10 protein-coding genes are annotated in these 19,185 nt (G+C 45.0%); 8 read left to right on the top strand and 2 right to left on the bottom strand.

Going from position 1 to position 19,185, the window contains the following annotated elements:
- The first annotated feature begins 29 nt into the window (after positions 1-29).
- The 3 genes from NV379_RS11435 to NV379_RS11425 are packed head-to-tail and all read left to right on the top strand — an operon-like array spanning position 30 to position 15,177.
- Positions 30-7,076 (top strand): non-ribosomal peptide synthetase, encoded by a 7,047-nt coding sequence (locus NV379_RS11435; RefSeq protein ID WP_258207442.1) that lies wholly within the window; start codon positions 30-32, stop codon positions 7,074-7,076.
- A gap of 18 nt (positions 7,077-7,094) precedes the next feature.
- The gene (locus NV379_RS11430; protein WP_258207441.1) at positions 7,095-14,234 is read left to right on the top strand and encodes a non-ribosomal peptide synthetase; all 7,140 of its coding nucleotides are present in this window, start codon (positions 7,095-7,097) and stop codon (positions 14,232-14,234) included.
- 40 nt (positions 14,235-14,274) lie between these two features.
- A complete protein-coding gene (locus NV379_RS11425) occupies positions 14,275-15,177 on the top strand; it encodes a GHMP family kinase ATP-binding protein (RefSeq protein WP_258207440.1) in 903 nt (300 codons plus the stop codon).
- Here the strand turns inward: NV379_RS11425 and NV379_RS11420 are convergent.
- Positions 15,166-15,288: a hypothetical protein gene (locus NV379_RS11420; RefSeq protein ID WP_258207439.1), complete on the bottom strand. Its 123-nt coding sequence runs from the start codon at positions 15,286-15,288 to the stop codon at positions 15,166-15,168. The genes NV379_RS11425 and NV379_RS11420 overlap by 12 nt on opposite strands.
- A gap of 31 nt (positions 15,289-15,319) precedes the next feature.
- Between NV379_RS11420 and NV379_RS11415 the strand changes: the two genes are divergently transcribed.
- From NV379_RS11415 to NV379_RS11395, 5 genes are read left to right on the top strand one after another with little or no spacing between them, the layout of a single operon-like run.
- Positions 15,320-15,787, top strand: coding sequence for a hypothetical protein (locus NV379_RS11415; RefSeq protein WP_258207438.1), 468 nt, complete (start codon positions 15,320-15,322; stop codon positions 15,785-15,787).
- The gene (locus NV379_RS11410; protein WP_258207437.1) at positions 15,769-16,110 is read left to right on the top strand and encodes a hypothetical protein; all 342 of its coding nucleotides are present in this window, start codon (positions 15,769-15,771) and stop codon (positions 16,108-16,110) included. Before NV379_RS11415 ends, NV379_RS11410 begins: the two co-directional genes overlap by 19 nt.
- Positions 16,104-17,420, top strand: a complete 1,317-nt coding sequence (locus NV379_RS11405; RefSeq protein WP_258207436.1) for an adenylate/guanylate cyclase domain-containing protein — start codon at positions 16,104-16,106, stop codon at positions 17,418-17,420. The genes NV379_RS11410 and NV379_RS11405 overlap by 7 nt, the downstream gene beginning before the upstream one ends.
- A 12-nt stretch (positions 17,421-17,432) precedes the next feature.
- A complete protein-coding gene (locus tag NV379_RS11400; protein WP_258207435.1) occupies positions 17,433-17,600 on the top strand; it encodes a hypothetical protein in 168 nt (55 codons plus the stop codon).
- A 21-nt stretch (positions 17,601-17,621) separates the two neighbouring features.
- Positions 17,622-18,143: a GNAT family N-acetyltransferase gene (locus NV379_RS11395; protein ID WP_258207434.1), complete on the top strand. Its 522-nt coding sequence runs from the start codon at positions 17,622-17,624 to the stop codon at positions 18,141-18,143.
- 50 nt (positions 18,144-18,193) lie between these two features.
- Here NV379_RS11395 and NV379_RS11390 read toward each other — a convergent pair whose 3' ends face one another.
- On the bottom strand, positions 18,194-19,150 hold the full coding sequence (locus tag NV379_RS11390) for a DMT family transporter (RefSeq protein ID WP_258207433.1): 957 nt from the start codon (positions 19,148-19,150) through the stop codon (positions 18,194-18,196).
- Positions 19,151-19,185: the final 35 nt, after the last annotated feature.

The raw sequence follows: 19,185 nt of genomic DNA, 5'->3' as shown, positions 1-19,185 counted from the left end.
GCTTGTTTCGTATAGAGGAGGTAGGAGTGGTGGTAGACCATCAATTAGAAGGTATGGAGTGGAATTCATCGTTATCTTATTGGAAAAAGAAACTTGGCGGTCAGCTTCCCGTCTTGCAGTTGCCGACAGATCGTGAGCAGTTTTTGGATCGTACAGCACATGTTTGCGCTGTCAAACGGTTGATTCCTCATGAATCGATAGTTAAGCTGCGTGGACTGTCGCAACAGTATGGTGTATCCATGTCTACGATTTTATTAGCAGCGTATTATACGTTCTTATATCGCTATTGTGGAGAAACCGATCTTATTCTTGGCGGAAAAGGGCTTGATAGACAAACGCTAGTCTTACGAATAGATATGCTTCATAATCCAACAGTCATTGCGCTTCTGGGTCAAGTTCATCACGTGATTATTGAGGCAGCAGCCAATCCAGCAACCCTTGAAGAGATTGTTCAGGAATTGTGTGTTGACCCGAGGAGCGATGATACTCTATTGTTTCATGTCATGTTCGTTATGGGCGATGAGGAAGTAACTAACAATGAAAACAGTTCACAGTGTCTTATCCTTCGTGTGACGGTGCAAGAAGAGAGTCTTAGCGTTCATCTGACCTATAATTCAGCTCAATTCGGTCGGGCAACAGCAGAGCGGATGGTGGATCATTATGTGCAATTGTTGCATGCGATGATCGATGATCCAACGCTTCGAGTATCGGAACTTCGTTTATTGTCGAACCACGAGCTTGAGCTAATGTTGGATCGGTGGAATGCCCACCTGCAACCGCTAGATGATAGTGAATTATGTATCCATGAAATGTTCGAAGAGCAGGCGAAGCTCACACCTGATGCTGAAGCTCTTGTGGATGGATTGCGTCGATTGACTTACCGTGAATTAGACGATCGGTCGAATCAAGTTGCGAATTACCTTCGTGATATGGGGATTGGTCCAGATTTCATGGTAGGAATTTTTAGTACACGTACAGCGGAAATGTTAATTGGCATGCTCGGGGTTTTGAAAGCAGGTGGTGCTTACGTGCCGCTTGACCCTGCTTACCCCAAGGATCGTATTGCATTTATTATGGAAGATACAGGTGTAAAGGTCGTTCTGACGCAAGCGCTACTCTTGGATCAACTGCCTCAACTTTCGGTACATACGGTGCTGCTTGAACAAGATGGGGGCGTTACAGCATCAGCAAGTACGGCACCCATAAAGAGTGGTGTGGATCGTAATCATCTCGCATACGTCTTCTTCACATCCGGTTCCACGGGTCGTCCTAAAGGTGTTGCGCTAGAACATCGAAGTGTCACTGCCTTTATGAACTGGTGTAAAGCGACCTATTCCCAAGAAGAGCTTGCAGGGGTACTGGCATCAACTTCGATCTGCTTCGACTTGTCTGTCTATGAATTGTTCGTTCCTTTAGTGACAGGAGGAAAAGTCATCTTAGTTGAAAATGCACTATATTTACCCGAACTTCCTGCGCGTAATGAAGTGACATTAATTAATACTGTACCATCGGCTATGAAAGAATTAGTGCGGATACAAGGTGTCCCTTCCTCGGTTAAGACCGTTAACTTTTGTGGAGAACCGCTTACGTTAAAATTAACGCAGCAGGTTTATGCGGTGGAGACAATTGAGCGTGTGTACAATTTGTATGGACCATCTGAAGACACAACATATTCAACGGTATGGCTTGTTGAACGAGATTTCTCGTATGCACCGCTGATTGGTAGGCCAATTCTAGGAACTCAATGTTACATTCTCGATTCGAACTTGCAGCCTGTTCCGATTGGCGTAGCCGGTGAACTGTATTTGGCAGGCGAGGGATTAGCAAGGGGATACTTAAACCGCCCGGAGCAAACGGCAGAGCGGTTTGTAGATAACCCATTCGCACCCGGAACCCGTATGTATAAGACAGGGGATATGTGCAGATATCAGGCGGACGGCGTAATGGAGTATGTGGCTCGAATGGATAATCAAGTGAAGTTTCGAGGATTCCGTATCGAATTAGGCGAGGTTGAAACGGTTCTCTCCTTATATACGGGTGTGAATGAAGCGATCCTGATGGTTCGCGAGGACATGCCAGATGATAAGCGTCTTGTGGCTTATGTAACGGTTGTTGAAGGTCATGAACTGGATGTTAGGAAAGTAAACGATCACCTAAAAGCGACATTAGCGTCTTATATGATTCCGTCTATTCTTACTGTCCTTCCTGCAATGCCACTTACAGCTAACGGGAAAATTGATCGTAAGATGCTGCCAATTCCGAATTATGCCACCATAGATCGCCATTATGTGGAACCACGTAATGAGATGGAGGTGCAGTTGGCGGGGATATTCACTCAAGTGCTTGGAATCGAGCAGGTAAGTGTACAAGATCACTTCTTCCAGATTGGCGGGCATTCTCTGCTTATGATGCAAGTTATTTCCCGCATTCGAAATGTATTGGGAGTCGAAATATCTGTACGCACTTTCTTTGAATATGCGACAGTTGCTGAATTAGCTGCTTGGGTGGAGAGCAATCGAATAGAAATTACCCCTAAGCAGCAAGTTCAGATCACTTCAATTAATCATTCAGGATCAATTCCTGCTTCATTCGCCCAACAAAGAATTTGGTTCCTGCATCAACTTGACCCAAGTAGCTCGGTCTATAACATTACAAGCCTGCTTCAGATGAAAGGTGATCTCGATTATTTGGCAGTGAAGCGCAGTATTGCGGAATTGGTAAACAGACAAGATTCGCTTCGCACAACCATTCATGAGGTAAATGGTATACCTGTGCAGCAGATAGCCGAGCAGATGGATATAGAAGTTCCGTATGTAAATATGGGGCAGCTGGCTCAAGATGAGATCCATGAACTGGCAAGAGAACTGGGAAATCAGCCTTTTGAGTTATCGCAGGGCCCCTTATTCCGCTGTACTGTGGTGCAAGTAGATACCCAGGAGCATTACTTGATAATGGTTGTTCATCACATCATATCGGATGGATGGTCACAATCGTTGTTCATACATGAGTTAATGAACCTCTACGATTCTTACATAGCGGGTGTTTCTTCATCATTACCTGAGCTACCGATTCAATACGCCGATTATGCGTATTGGCAGCAGACATGGTTGCAAGGCGAAGTTTGGAATAGGCAGCTAGCTTACTGGAAGCATCAGCTACAGAATGCCGTTCCTGTTCTGCAATTACCGACTGATCGCTCACGTCCAGCTATTCAAACGTTTCACGGTGCGACAGTTGACAGGTTTGTTTCTCACGATCTAACGATGAGGTTAAATCAGCTTTCTCAACAAGCGGGTATGACGCTATTCATGACCTTGTTGTCCGCTTTCCATATATTATTAAGTCGATATAGCGGAGAGACAGACATCTTGGTCGGTACACCGATTGCCAATCGAAACCGTACTGAAATTGAAGGCGTCATTGGTTTTTTCGTGAATACGTTAGTTGTTCGTACGGACTTATCAGATAACATCCCGTTTGCACAATTGTTAGAGCGTGTGAGTAAGGTGGCGCTGGAAGCTTATACCCATCAAGATGTGCCATTTGAAGAGTTAGTAAAAGAGTTACAGCCGCACCGAAATCTAAGCCATTCTCCGTTGTTTCAAGTCATGTTCGTGATGCAGAGCATGTCGGAGGTGAAGTCAGAGACGTCATCACTTCAAATTCAACAAGTTCCTTTTGATGCAGGAACATCGAAATTTGATCTGACCTTGCATGTTGCGATGACGAGAAGTGGGTTACTAACAAGTTTTGAATACAATACGGATTTGTTTGATCGCTCGACTATTGAACGTTTGGCACGACATTATACACATTTACTGCAAGAGGTTGTGGAGAACCCGAATCAGTGTATCTGGGAGATTCCGCTGCTAGATGAGCAAGAGCGTTCACAGATTGTGCAGGAATGGAATGAAACCGCAGCTGTATATTCGGCTCAGCATGTTCATGATCTCATTATCACTAAAGCTGAACAAGTGCCAGATCAGATTGCAGTAGAGATGGATGACGAAGTCCTAACCTACCAACAGCTCCATGAGCGTGCAGAGCGTCTATCGCATTTTTTACGGGGGCAAGGGGTCGGACCTGATGTGTTCGTCGGGATTTGCGTAGAACGATCACCTCAAATGTTAGTCGGCATACTTGGAATTCTATATGCAGGTGGCGCCTATGTACCAATTGATCCGACTTATCCACAAGAGCGACTTGCTTTTGTGCTTGAGGATTCCCAAGTATCCGTGTTATTAACACAAGAGCGCTTGTTAACTAAACTGCCTGAGCACAAAGCCCGAACGTATTGTCTAGATCGAGATTGGCAGCAAATTGCTGAGAGTCAAGACTACCCGTCGCAACTTGCGACAACCGCAGACGATCTGGCTTATATGATCTATACTTCAGGCTCAACAGGTAAGCCAAAAGGGGTAATGGTTACCCATAGCGGTTTCAGCAACTACTTGGAATGGGCGATTGAAGCGTATGAAGTTGAGAAGGGCATCGGTTCAATTGTTTCGACTTCACTATCATTTGATGCGACCGTAACAAGTTTATTCGCTCCACTAGTCACTGGTGGTCGTGTCATTCTACTTCACGAAGGTAAGGAAATTGAAGAGCTGGCTCAAGCATTCCGAAAGTATCATAATCTCAGTGTACTTAAGATCGCCCCAGCCCACTTGCCCTTAATGAGTCAACAGATTGCCCCTGAACAATTCGTTGGTCGAGTTCGTACGGTTGTGATCGGGGGCGAGGCATTGTTTGGTGAAAATATTGCGTTCTGGCAGCAGGCAGCACCCGAGACGAAGCTCATAAATGAATATGGACCAACTGAAACGGTTGTTGGGTGCTGCATTTATCATGCTGCGGAATATAAGGAAGGTCCCGTCCTAATTGGACGTCCCATCGGAAACACCCAGTTATATGTACTTGATGCCTACATGCAACCTGTTCCAATTGGGGTAGCAGGGGAGTTGTTTATTGGGGGAGCTGGCGTAGCTAGGGGCTACTATAACCGAGCCGAATTAACAGCGGAGCGATTCGTGCCGAATCCTTTTTCAACAGAACAAGGTTCTAGATTATACAAAACGGGGGATACATGTCGCTATTTACCTGATGGCAACTTGCAATATATAGGGCGTAACGACAATCAAGTGAAATTGCGGGGGTATCGAATTGAACTCGGCGAGATCGAGGCCCTGCTGCTCCAAGATGAATCGGTGCATGAAGCAAGGGTCATTGTATATCCATTTACCCCACAAGATAAGCGTTTAGTTGCATATATAACTAAGGTTCAAGGATATATCGTTGATGGGAATGATGTGAAGCAGCGCCTTACCCATCTGCTACCTGCTTATATGGTGCCAGCTCATGTGTTTGTATTAGATGAAATGCCACTCACGACGCATGGTAAAGTAGATACACGGAAGTTCCCGGCTCCTAATTTGGATTCGAGTGATTCAAGTCATGGCGCACCACGTACTCCTGTGGAAGAGTTGTTAACGGGTATTTTTGCCGAAGTGTTAGGCGTTGAGAGAATTGGCATTCATGATCATTTCTTTGAAAATGGTGGCCATTCGTTATTGATGATGCAAGTAATCTCACGCATTCGCAGCATATGGAATATGGAATTGCCTGTACGTGCATTGTTTGCTGCACCAACTGTAGCTGAACTTGCAGAATATGTTCAAGCACAAGGTTCTGGATCTACAACACAAGTACCGCTTAAGCCAGTGGACCGTTCGGCAATAATTCCGGCATCCTTTTCCCAACAGAGCCTATGGTTTGTAGAACAGCTCAAGGATACGAGTGATTTGTATAACAACGTGTTAGCGATTCGTATTCGAGGCGGATTGAATACAGCAGCTCTGGAATCATCTGTTCAGGTAATCATTCATCGTCATGAAGTGTTGCGGACGACTTTTGCTGTAATAGAGGGGCAAGTCATTCAAATCATAGCAGATCCCGTCCCGATTGAATTGATCATGTTTGAAACCAGCGTGGAAGATGTTCAACAACAAATGACAGAATTGGTTCAAATGCCATTTGATTTAAATAAAGGACCGTTGTTCCGTAGTCATCTCCTTCAGATGAATGAAGAAGAACATGTGCTGGTACTTACGATGCACCATATCATTACGGATGGCTGGTCGATGCAGATCCTTTTACAAGAAATAGAGCAATTATATAAAGTGTTTGATCATGAGCAGCCATCACCACTCGATCCGCTTTCGGTGCAGTATGCGGATTATGCATCATGGCAGAAAGAGTGGATGCAGGGAGAGATATTACAGCATCAGTTGGCGAACTGGATTCAAATTTTGGCAGGTGCACCGGCGCGCTTATTATTGCCAACCGATTATTCACGTCCAGTGGTTCAGTCCTACCGCGGGGCTATGCATTATTTTAGCTTATCTAGTGAAACCAGTACGGCGATTCGAGAGTTATGCCGTGAGACTGGGACGACATTGTTTATGACGTTAATGGCAGCATTCCAAACGTTACTATATCGTGAATCGGAACAAGAAGATTTGGTTGTTGGTTTCCCTGTTGCGAATCGGAATCGAAGTGAATTAGAAAGTTTGCTTGGCTACTTCGTAAATATGCTGCCATTGCGTACAGATTTGTCAGGTAACCCATCGTTCATTGCTTTACTCCAACAAGTTCGTCACTCGGCATTGGAAGCATACGCCAATCAAGATGTGCCTTTTGAGAAAATAGTAGAGATACTCCAGCCTGAGCGTAGTTTGTCTCATTCGCCAATCTTCCAAGTGGTGTTCGCATTGCAGGGGGAACTGACACAATCCTTCACATGTAATGATGTCGCATTTGATCGATTGGAAGTGGAACAGTACACCTCTAAGTACGATCTAACCTTATTCATGGAGCCGAGTAGCGATCAATTAATAGGAAGTGTGGAATATAGCACTGATTTATTCGAAGCATCGACGATTGAACGACTAATCGCAGCGTATTGCGCGTTACTAGAAGCTGTGACGAACAATCCTCTACTACGTCTTCTAGAGATTCCGCTTCGTTCAGCTGATTTAGCCCTGTCTGAGGATGAATTGGAAGAACTGTTTAACTAATCTAAAGGGTGTGTTGAAGTGAATTACTTGTCCAAAGAGAACGTCGAACAGGTCATAGAACTATCTCATTTGCAAAAAGCGTTGTTATCGGTGGATACTCTTACCCAAGTGACTTATGAATGGAATCAAGTTACTTCCCTCGCGCGTCTATTGCAGGCGTGGGAGGAGACGGTACATGCGCATGCGGCACTTCGTACTGTTTATCGAACAACCAAGAATCGTACGGTACAGGTGCAGCTCAAACAATTCCCGAACCCCATTGACGTACACGATTTGCAAGGGAAGAGCGAAGAGGAGTATCAAGTCTGCTTACAAGAGATATCCAAGCGACATCTTAATCCCATCGCGATTCAAGAAGAGCCGCTTGTACGCGCCGCCTTATTCATTCTAGATGCAGATCGAGTCGTGCTGTTATGGACGCACCATCCGTTATGCATGGATGATAACAGTCGAGATCGTGTTGTATCCGAGTGGTTGCAGAGAGCTGAAGGTGTACATTATGTATCTGAGCGACGTTCGTTTGCTGATTATATCTCTTATCAAGCAAGTGTGGACGGCTTACCTGCCAAGCAATATTGGAAGGAAGAGCTTGCGAATTATGAACCGCTGCCGATGCTGCAAGCACTGGAGGGACGACTAGAGTACCAAATTAATGGGCTTTGGTCTCGAACCGTTCTATCATCAACTCTGTCTCGAATGTTAGAACAAGTGGCGGATCGATATCAGGTGTCGTATGAAAGCTTAGCATTAGCAGGATGGTTATTATTGCTCCAAGTGTATAGCAGGGAGGATCATGTAATTTGTGGTGCCGTTGTATCTGGGCGTCCTTCGAATTTAAGTGGCGCAGAGCACATCATTGGACCACTTGCTCATGCCCTGCCGCTTCATATGAAGCTTAAGTCTGAACAGTCTATTGATGAATTATTAACGGCTGTACAGGGTAAATGGAATCAACTACAAACCTTTGATGGTATACCCGTTGAGACGATATGTACGTATGCTGGCTTAGCAAAAGATACGGTTCTCTTTGATAGCCAAGTAATGGTGCGACATATGCATGAAGGAATAACGCGCTCGCCTCATTATCAAAGTAAATATAGCCAAGAGTTGATAAAAGTAACGGTGACGGTTGGTACGAACTGGGAGATTGAACTGCTACAGTCAGAAAGAGGAGATTCCGTTCAGACTTTGAATCGTATGCAACAGCATTTCGTGACGCTGCTTGAAAGTATCGTTCAACAGCCCGAAGCGAAATTATGTGAACTGAACTTGCTATCTAGAGCAGAGCGACAGCTTATCGTTGTTGATTTTAACCAAAGTAAGTTGATTTCACCACCGCTCAATCGATTAGCCCATCAAGTGATTGAGCAGCAGGTGGAGAAACGTCCGAATCAAGTTGCGGTTATCTGTAATGGGGTATCCCTGACGTATCAAGCGCTGAACGAGCAGGCGAATCGACTTGCACATTGGCTGCGTGAGCAGGGATTTGGTCGTAACGATCTCGCTGCTGTTCTAAGTGAGCGTGGAATTGGGATGTTAGTAGGAATCGTTGCTGTACTCAAGGCAGGTGGTGGGTATGTTCCACTTGATTCCGCTCATCCTGATGAGCGATTGCTTGGTATTATCGATAGCAGTCAGGCAAAAGTTATTCTGACGGAAGCACACTTACGAGCACGAAGTCAGCAGTTAGCTCAGAAGCTTACTCCTTCACCACTCGTATTTTCCTTGGACCAAAGTGATGGAAGTTGTGAGGATCTATTATCGATTATCGGGTACAGTGAATGTAATCCAACGTTCGTGAATAATGACAGCGATTTGGCGAATGTGTTCTTTACATCAGGTTCAACGGGGCAACCGAAGGGAGCGATGGTGGAGCATATCGGTATGCTGAACCATCTTTATGCCAAAATTAACTTGCTTGGACTTAGCGAGAATAGTGTTGTAGCACAGAATGCTTCACATAGCTTTGACATTTCCGTATGGCAATTCCTTGCCCCGTTAATGACAGGTGGGGTTGTTGCTATCTATGACAATGAGAAAGCTACTGACCCGGAAGCACTATTTCGCTCGGTACAGGTAGACCGTGTTACGGTACTGGAGATGGTACCTTCGATGATCGAGATGATCTTGCAGACGACAGCTTGCCTTACACCTGAAGAGCGCAGCCTGCCTGATCTAGCGTTCATGATCTCAACGGGTGAAGGACTACCTGTAACTTTATGCCGTAAATGGCTAGAAGAGCATCCACACGTTAAAGTTGTGAATACATATGGGGCGACGGAATGTTCGGATGACACACTGCATGAGGTGATTTCCTATGATTATCCGCTAAATGCGAATCCACAAGTTGTACTTGGTACAACGATTCCGAATATGAAACATTATTTGTTGGATCATTGGTTGCGCCAAGTGCCAGTGGGTGTCGTAGGTGAGGTGTTCATTGCGGGAGTTGGTGTAGGACGTGGTTATTTGAATGATGAAGAGCGCACAAGTAAAGTGTATCTTCATAATCCTTTTTGCAATGAAAAAGAACGGATGTACAAGACAGGCGATTTAGCCCATTTCTTACCAGATGGACGTCTGGTGTTCGATTCCCGTGTGGATTTCCAAGTGAAAGTGCGGGGTTATCGAATTGAACTCGGTGAGATTGAGTCGATTCTGCTCAAACATCCACAAGTACGGCAAAGTGTGGCACTCATTAATCAAGATAACTTAGGTAATAATCGTATCTTAGCGTATGTGGTATTGAGTGAGCAGATAGAAGTATCAATTATACGTCAATTCTTACAAACGTATTTGCCCGAATATATGGTACCTGAACATTTGATGATTCTAGAAGCCATGCCGCTCAACCGAAATGGCAAAATAGATCGCAAAGCACTGCCACAACCAGAACAATCCGAGCTGGCATCTCAGTATATCGCACCTCGCAATGAATGGGAGCAGGCTTTGGCGACGATTTGGTCAGAGGTGTTAGGTGTTCTGCCAATTGGTATTGATGACAATTTCTTCGATCTTGGCGGTCATTCGATGCGCACGATTCAGATTCGTTCGAGAATCAAACAGCAGCTTGGAATCGAGCTTGCGCTCAAAGATTTGTTCGACCACCAGACCATTCGTGAACTTGCCATGATATTCGACGCTGCAGATGTATCAGGAATCCATCAAACTGCTGTGCTCATTCCAAAGCTAGCAGATTCCGATTATTATCCGATGTCACACGCCCAACAGCGGCTTTACTTGCTGGATTGTATCGAACCCGAGAATCGTTCTTACAATATGCAAGTCGCAATTGAGATGAAAGGTAATCTGCATAAAGAAGCTTTTGAGTATGCAGTAATGAGGCTTCTGGAGCGACATGAGGCGCTGCGAACAACCTTCACGGTTATAGAGGGTCAGCCTGTTCAACGTGTTGGGGCAATACCGTCAGGCGTATGCACGTTCATTGATCTATCTGATGAAAATGAAGCTATACAACAGGAGCATCTCACACAAGCTGAACACCATGGAGCTCAGTTGCGATTCAATTTGAACGAAGGGCCACTTTATCAAATACGGGTATACAAAATGGCTGCGGATCGGCATGTGTTATGGATGTATATGCATCATATCATTGGCGATTATTGGTCTTGGCAGGTGCTCATACCTGAGCTTGCTGCTATGTATGAATCGTACAGTAAAGGTTCAGAGCCATCGCTTCAACCTTTATCGATTCAGTACAAAGACTACTCTAGCTGGCAAAATAATCGCTTAGCGCAAGGGGAGTTAATCGAGGCGGAGCGCTATTGGCTCACACAATTACAAGACAACTTGCCAATTCTTGATCTGCCTACAGATCATCCCCGTCCATCCGTGCAATTGTTCGCTGCGGGAGAAGTGACTCGGCATATCGACCAGCATCGCTTGGAACGTATTAAGCTGCTGGCGCAAGAACAAGATGCAACATTGTTCATGATCTTACTGTCAGTAGTCGGTGTATTCCTCTCTCGGATGAGTGGGCAAGAGGATATTGTCATTGGTACTCCAGAAGCAGGTCGTGATCATATGGAGCTAGAGGGATTGATTGGATTTTTCGTCAATACACTGCCATTGCGACTTGATTTACACGCTAATCTTACTTTCCAAGAGGTCATTGCGCATTGTAAGAAAACTGCACTAGATGCCTATACCCACCATGAATATCCATTCGATCAAATGGTCGAAAAAATAAATCCAGATCGGGACACCAGTCGCTCACCCTTATTCTCTGTCATGTTCCAATTGAACCACTTGCCTGCACAGTCAATTGAGGCAGGAGAAGTTCAATTTTGTCCACTTCCAGTGGACTTGCATATGACAAGCTTTGACTTAACCTTTGTTGGTATAGAGACAGAGGCAGGACTTGATTTCGTCGTACAGTATCGAAGCGACTTGTATGAGACATCGACGATGGAGCGCTGGATGAACCACTTTATGGTGTTGCTAGATAGCTTGTTGGAACAACCAACACAAATTATTAATCAACCTAACCTATTGAGTAAATCTGAGCGCCATCAATTACTTGAAGTGTGGAACGATACAAGTATTGCATATTCAGGTGAGCTCGTGCATCGCTTGTTTCAAGTGAAAGCGAAGCAAGTGCCGGATGCCATAGCAGTTGAGATGGACGAGATGAAGTTAAGCTATCGCCAATTGGATGAACAGTCGGAGCGACTCGCGCATTTCTTACGTGGTCAAGGTGTCGGCCCCGATGTATTTGTAGGTCTATGTATGGAGCGTGCACCAGAGTTAATGGTTGGACTACTTGGTGTACTCAAAGCAGGCGGTGCTTATGTGCCGATCGATCCTTCCTACCCACGCGAGCGCCTTACTTACCTGCTGTCCGATTCGCAAGTAGCAGTATTGTTAACGCAAGAGCGATTGCTTGCTCAATTACCCTCCCATGAGGCGGTGACGTATTGTCTAGATCGGGATTGGCTGCAAATTACAACTTGTTCCGATTGTCCACCACAGCGAGACACCATAGAGGGTGATATGGCTTATATGATCTATACTTCAGGCTCAACCGGCAAGCCTAAAGGGGTGATGATCACCCATCGTGGAATGAGCAACTATCTGCAGTGGGCTGTGGGGGCATATGAAGTGGAGCAAGGTATCGGTTCAATCGTTTCTTCTTCCTTGTCTTTTGATGCAACCATTACAAGTTTATTTACCCCACTGATGACGGGTGGACGCGTTGTTTTATTACATGAAGGAAAAGAGATTGAGCAGGTAAGTCAAGCTTTACGTCAGTATGATAACCTCAGTCTATTGAAAATTACACCTGCTCATTTACACCTGTTAAATCAGCAGTTAGCGCCTGAGGAGCTGGTAGGTCGCGTACGTACAGTCGTCATTGGTGGTGAAGCTTTATTAGGTGAGAATATCGCCTTCTGGCAGCAAGCAGCACCAGAGACGAAGCTTATTAATGAGTATGGACCAACCGAAACGGTTGTTGGCTGCTGTGTATATCATGCTGCCCAGATCAAGGAAGGTCCAGTCTTAATCGGTCGTCCGATTGGTAATACACAGTTATATGTTCTTGATTCATACATGCAACCTGTTCCAATTGGGGTAGCAGGTGAGCTTTATATTGGTGGTTTAGGTGTGGCGAGGGGCTATCACAATCGTGAGCAATTGACGGCAGAGCGATTCGTGCCGAATCCTTTTTCAAGGGAAGAGAATGACCGTTTGTATAAGACCGGTGATATTTGCTGTTATTTAGCCGACGGCAACTTACAATATTATGGGCGAATCGACGATCAGGTGAAAGTGCGTGGGTACCGGATCGAACTCGGGGAGATTGAAGCACGCTTACATCAGCATCCTGCTATTCATAAAGCGGTAGTTATTCCACAAGGTGACGGAGTGGAGAAGCGGCTTGTTTCGTATATCGTATTGGAATCAAATATGCAGGTAGTGAAGGGCGAGCTGCGTGATTATTGTTTAGCTCAATTGCCGGAATACATGGTGCCATCCGCATTCCTCGTGTTGGATGACATGCCGCTTACCTCAAATGGGAAGGTGGATCGTAATCAATTGCTTACGATGGATCTTCCAATAAACTTAGAGCACTATTCTCCGCCTCGTGATCTTAAAGAATACCGCATGGTGCAAATATGGGCAGAAGTGTTACAAGCGAAGCCAATCGGAATTCATGATAATTTTTTCGAGAGTGGAGGTCATTCCTTAAAGGCGTTAATGCTGCTTAATGTCATTCGTGAACGCTTGGGTGTCGAACTCCCACTTGTGACGCTATTCCAGAAGCCAACCATTGCGAAGCTATGCGCCTACATGCAAGAAGATATTGCAGATGATCAGTTATGTTTATTGCGCTTACAACAAGGTGACGGCACACATCCACCACTCATACTCATTCACCCACAAGGTGGGGGAATTCTGCCTTATGTACATGTGGTGAAGGCGCTTGGCTCACAAGAGACGATTTATGGTTTGCAAGCTGTAGGTTATGAATCAGATGTGCAGCCACTAACTTCTATCGAGGCAATGGTTGAGCTATATGTCGAACAAGTGCGTCGTGAAATTCCGGATGGTCCATATCGACTCATAGGATGGTCATTCGGAGGGACAGTCGCTTATGAGATGGCGCGTCAATTCGAAGCGTTGGGTGAACAAGTCGATCTTCTCGGTCTGTTCGATGTACAGCCACTCGATCGCCTAGGAGAGGAGCGGGAAGAGTTTACTAAGCGCGATGCGATGATCTACTTTGCAACTTTATTTGATTTAGATCCAGCACCTTTTGCTCATATGGAGATGGAGGCAGGTCTAGCCCTTATTCTACAACAGTCCAAGGATCGTGGAGATTGGCCACAAGGGATGACGATTGATTCGTTACACAGGAAAATTCGTGTTCTTGTAGCATGTGGGAAAGCGACGACAGACTACCGGTACCGTGAACCGATAAAGTCTAATCTGCAACTATTTCGAGTTCAGGAAATCTCGAAGCATCAGCACGCACTTGTGAACCCAGATGAGTGGAGTGTCCGTACAACAGGTAATCTCCAGGTGTTTCATGTAGCAGGGGATCACAACACAATTGCTGGGCCCGAGCATGCAGAGCAGCTAGCGAATGTAATTCGGCCTTTATTATTGGCAAAAGAACCGTTACTTCAATCTTGATTCATTTTGAATTCATATTCATTCATAGAGGAGGTCATCTATGCTTCAAGAGCAATCGAAGTCAAGTACAGCGGTTCAAGGAAGTATTGGGATTGGAACTGCATTTGGAACATTTGGTGAGTTGCTGCAAGGCATGCATGTAGATAATGACCTTGATTTTCTAGTTACTTTTCCAATTGATCGGCATGCACAGGTCATTCTATATCCCGATTCATCCAAAGAAATAAAAGTCACCCCTGCATTCAAGAATAAATCAGTGCTGCTTGCAGAGCGATTATTGAAACACTATGGGTTGCCCCCGGGTGGAACACTTACGATTAAGAGTGATCTGCCAGTCGGTAAGGGGTTAGCAAGTTCTTCGGCTGATCTTGTGGCAACAGCGCGTGCTGTCGCGTCTGCTTATGGCATTGATATTCCGCTTCCGATCCTGCAACAATTCCTATGTGAAATTGAACCAACAGATGGGGTCATGTATCCAGGCGTTGTCTTCTTCTATCATCGTAAAGTTGAAATCGGGGAAATATTCGGTTCGATTCCTCGATTCACGGTTGTGGCGATTGATGAGGGAGGCGAGGTAGACACGATTACGTATAATCAAGAGCGCAAACCGTTTACCACAGAGGAGAAAGAAGAGTACACTGAACTGTTATATCGTTTAAAAATGGCTCTGCAAGAGCAGGATGTCCGAACCATTGGTGAAGTCGTTACACGCAGTGTGATTATGAATCAGTCACGCCGAGAAGTTCAAGCACTGTGTCATTTGTTAGAAGTAGCGAAACAATGTGAGGCATTAGGAGTTGTTACTGCACATAGTGGCACTTATACAGGTGTTTTACTGTGGCAAGAAGAGGATCATTACGCAACTAAACTCGCACATGTGATTGATGAGCTTCAAGAAACGTACGGTCAAGTACACGTCTTTCATTCTTTGTCAGGCGGTTAAATAATTAATATGAAAGCAGCCAGTCGTCGATTTCTGAATCGTCGCTGGCTGCTTCATTACTATTGGCCTTGTTAATGGCGCTGTACTCTTGCTATTCCGGTATGCAGGCATCGAATGGATCGGGTTCTATATCGTTCTATTCTTGACCTCTAACTTTGTTGTACGACAGCAGACCTTGCTCATGTGGAGTACGGCATTTGACTTATGTCCGACCCAACAGGCGAAGCGCTTAATGCCAGTCTTCGTCTTATCTGCGATTACAGGTGGAATTATTGCGGGGGTGATCTCGAATGTGCTTGCGCCGCATCTTGGTCCAGAGTCGCTCTCTGTATTTGGGGCATGCTTCTTATTGCTCGGATTTTCAAATTTTAAAAATGCGATTAAGCAATATTTATTGCCATTAACATTTCATACGGTTCAAGAGCAGGATATCAGCGAACCCGTATTCTCTTGGTATTATGTGAAGCAGACGCTTCGCTCACCATTTCTACTTACGGTCATTGGGATTATGACGCTCATGCCCGCAGTGTATTTTCTAATCGAGTATCAATACTTCACTTCAGCACAAGCGGTAATGGTCGTACAATCCTTGTGGCATCGGATCAACTGATTGAGCTTGATTCTAGTGGGGCTATCACGAAGATTCAAGATTCCTATCAATATACGAGTTTGGAGATGAGTAAACGGATTGGCTATTGGGTTCTAATCGTGATAGCAGCGATATTCATCATTTATTTGATTTACTTCATCTATAACGATCTCTTAAAGCGTAAAGTATTCTTGCTGATGAAGCAGCTTGGCATTATTTTACCTGTCGTCTTCTTATCTATGGTGGTGTTGTCGTTCTCCGTGTATTCTTCCTTCTCGGCTGAACTTAGGAGCGATACGAACAAGAAGCTGAAGATCTTAGCAGGTAATAGAAATATTTGGTAGATGGTACGCAGCTTGAGAAGCTGAATTCACCGACTGACTATCGAAGTAATGAATATACGGCTATTAAGACTCGGGTGAGTGAAGTGTTCTCCCATGCAGGAGAAGATCGTGACGGACTTTACACGACGATCTATCGTTATATCGGTGGCAATCTGTACATTGTGATGGATGATGATGACAGTGTGTCGATGTTTAAGCCATTTCCGGCAAGTGAGGACAACAAGAAAGTTGTTGAGCGTGGTGAGATCGTCGTCGGAGAATGGGAAGATGCCAAGGGGCAGTGGATGTTTGCGATGGGTCCCTTGTATAATGCCAAAGGCGAGATCATTGGTATTTATGAAACAGGTAAGGACATGATCGGCGTTAAGCGCAGCAGCATGAACTTACTGGTTGGTATTTTCAAAATATTCGAATGGATCGCAATCGCATTATTCGTTGTCATTACGTTCATGACGGTGTACATCTTATCTTCTATTCGCAAGCTTCGCCGTAATGTGAACTTGATCGCAAGCGGCGAATGGGATGTGAAGGTGGATATTCAAACGAGAGACGAAGTTGAAGAACTCGGTGATCGATTCAATATGATGGCGAATTCCATTAAGCAGTACATTCATGAAATGACGAAGCTGAGTAATTCTTACTTCCGATTCGTACCCCAGCAGTTCTTAAACGTACTGGGTACGACGAATATGATGCAGATTATACTCGGCGAACAGCAGAATCGCAGCATGACGATCATGGTATGTAACATGCGGAAGTTTAGTGAGATGTCAGCAAGACTGACGACGGAGCAGAACTTTGAGTTCATTAATGCGTTCCTCAAGCAGTTCGGACCGATTATTCGTGAATACGGCGGTTTTACGAGTCGTTACTTGGGACCGGGCATGCTCACCATGTTCCCGAATGAAACCAGCGCATCGCTTAAAGCGGCTTTGAAACTGCGGACGATGCTGGAGCAGTTTAATGTTGAGCGAGAGCGTCAAGGACTTGAGCCAATTGATATAGGGATTGCGATTCACTCTGGTGATGTGATGCTCGGTATTATTGGGGAAGAGCAGCGGATGGAAGGCAGCGTTGTATCGAATCATGTGCAGCTAACGCTTGATCTGGAGCGATTGTCGGCGAAGCTTGGGGTTAGTGTCTTGCTTACGGAAGATACGATGCAGGCATTACACCATACGAGATTGGGACAGTATCCTAAGCTCGGGTTTATCCAGATGGATGTGGATCACGAACCGATAGAACTATATGACTGGTATGAAGGCGATCTAGAACATGTTCGCAAGTTGAAAGATGAGACTCGGAAGTAGTTTGAAGAGGAAGTGGAAGCATTCCGTAATGGTCGTTTCTATGACGCGCGCGAGGGCTTTGTAGCTGTTTTAAAGAAGAACCGCTATGACCTTGCAGCTAAGCTCTATTTCTTCGAAAGTGATCGCTATTATCAACAAGGCGCTATTGCCGAGAGGAATCATGCACTTCGTATATCTTAGTCATATAAGGGGAGAGAACGTATGATGGGATTCGCAAACAAGGAGCGTGGACATTCGTACCTAGAAGTTAGACCTGTGACAAGCGGGACAGAAGCGGGTCGAGTATCTGATTTCCTACTCGGTAAAGATTGCTTCGATGATCAGAATTTCACCCCAGGGGAAATTGAACAATTAAGATGGCTGCCGATTCGAAGCTTGCAGGAGCAGCATGTGTTCTGCTGGTTTGAGGAAGATGAGGGTAGAATCGTCTCCGCTATTATTTTCGTGGAAAATGAACATCGCAGCGGTGGTTATCGCTTTGAATATTTCGGCGTTCATAAGGCGTATCGGCATCGGAAATTAGGCTATAAGCTGCTCGATGCGATGTTCCAGTTCTGTCAGTCACGCCAAGGGCGATATATCGAGACATTTACTTGTGACCTACCAGAATACGAAAGTGCAAGGAAGATGTTCGAGCGCAACGGATTTAAGTTTATGAGCCATTTGCCTGAGTACTATTATCCAGGTGAGGGTAAGCTGCTGTATCTCAAGTTATTTGCTTAAAAAAAGAGGCGCTCGCTTGATGCGAACGCCTCCTTTGGTTTGTGCTCGGTTTACCGAGCTATTTTGACAGGAAGAATGGACGGTTCTTGTGGAGTTGTAATCTTCGCTTTCTTCGCTTTAGAGAAATTAGTTCCAATAACACCGATTAGAATAATCACAGCACCGATGAAATGGTGAATTTGTAGAGATTCGTTCAGTATCAACACCCCTGCAATGATCGTAATTAAAGTTCCTAGATTACCGAATACACTCATCTTCGTAGCTTCAATCTTGGATACTGAGTAGGTGGATAAGAAGGCGGAGAACAACGATGAGAAAATACCCAGGTACAATATAGCGAAGAGATAATCCGAATTCATTAATGGTGCCAAGTATCCTGCTGCTTCTGGATGTATGAGGTGATCGGAGATCGAAATCACGTTAAATGTGATAAAGCCTAGAGCTGTAATGACATAGGTGAGCTGGAATGGGCTGTAGTTCTTAACTAGCTTACGAGAGAGAACGGAATACATCGAGTTCGTGATCGCGGAGATCAGGATAAAGATGACCCCTGTCATGCTGTAGTTAGCCACGTTTAGACCGCTCATCATGAAGATGTAGACAACACCTGTGACAGAGAAGACAGTGAATATGCGCTGCAAGATAGTTGTGCGTTCTTTAAGGAAAATGGTTGCAAGAACGAGTGTAAAGATAGGTACGGTGGCATGAATAATGCCTGCTTCTGATGAGGTCGTATACATGAGTCCGAATGCTTGAAAAGCGAAGAACATCGTTGGATATAAGACCGCAAGCGGCAGGATACGTAAGATGTCTTTGCCGGATACGCGGAAACGAAATTTCTTATGAACGAGAAGTAAGGTTGCACCTAAGAATGTAATGGTGAAGCGGTGTGCTAAAGTGTCTAATGGACTTGCAGAGCTTAATGCAATTTTGACGAATAAGAATGAAAACGCGATTAACAGTGTTCCTGTTAAAGCAGCAATATAACCTTTGGATTGATCTGTCATTGGTAGTTCCCCCTTGGCCATTTACTTTCGATAAA

Origin of the sequence: Paenibacillus radicibacter (assembly GCF_024721995.1) — a bacterium.
Classification (GTDB): Bacteria; Bacillota; Bacilli; order Paenibacillales; family NBRC-103111; genus Paenibacillus_AM; species Paenibacillus_AM radicibacter.
Note: the sequence above shows the minus strand (reverse complement) of the source record. Positions and strands in the feature narration are given on the sequence as shown.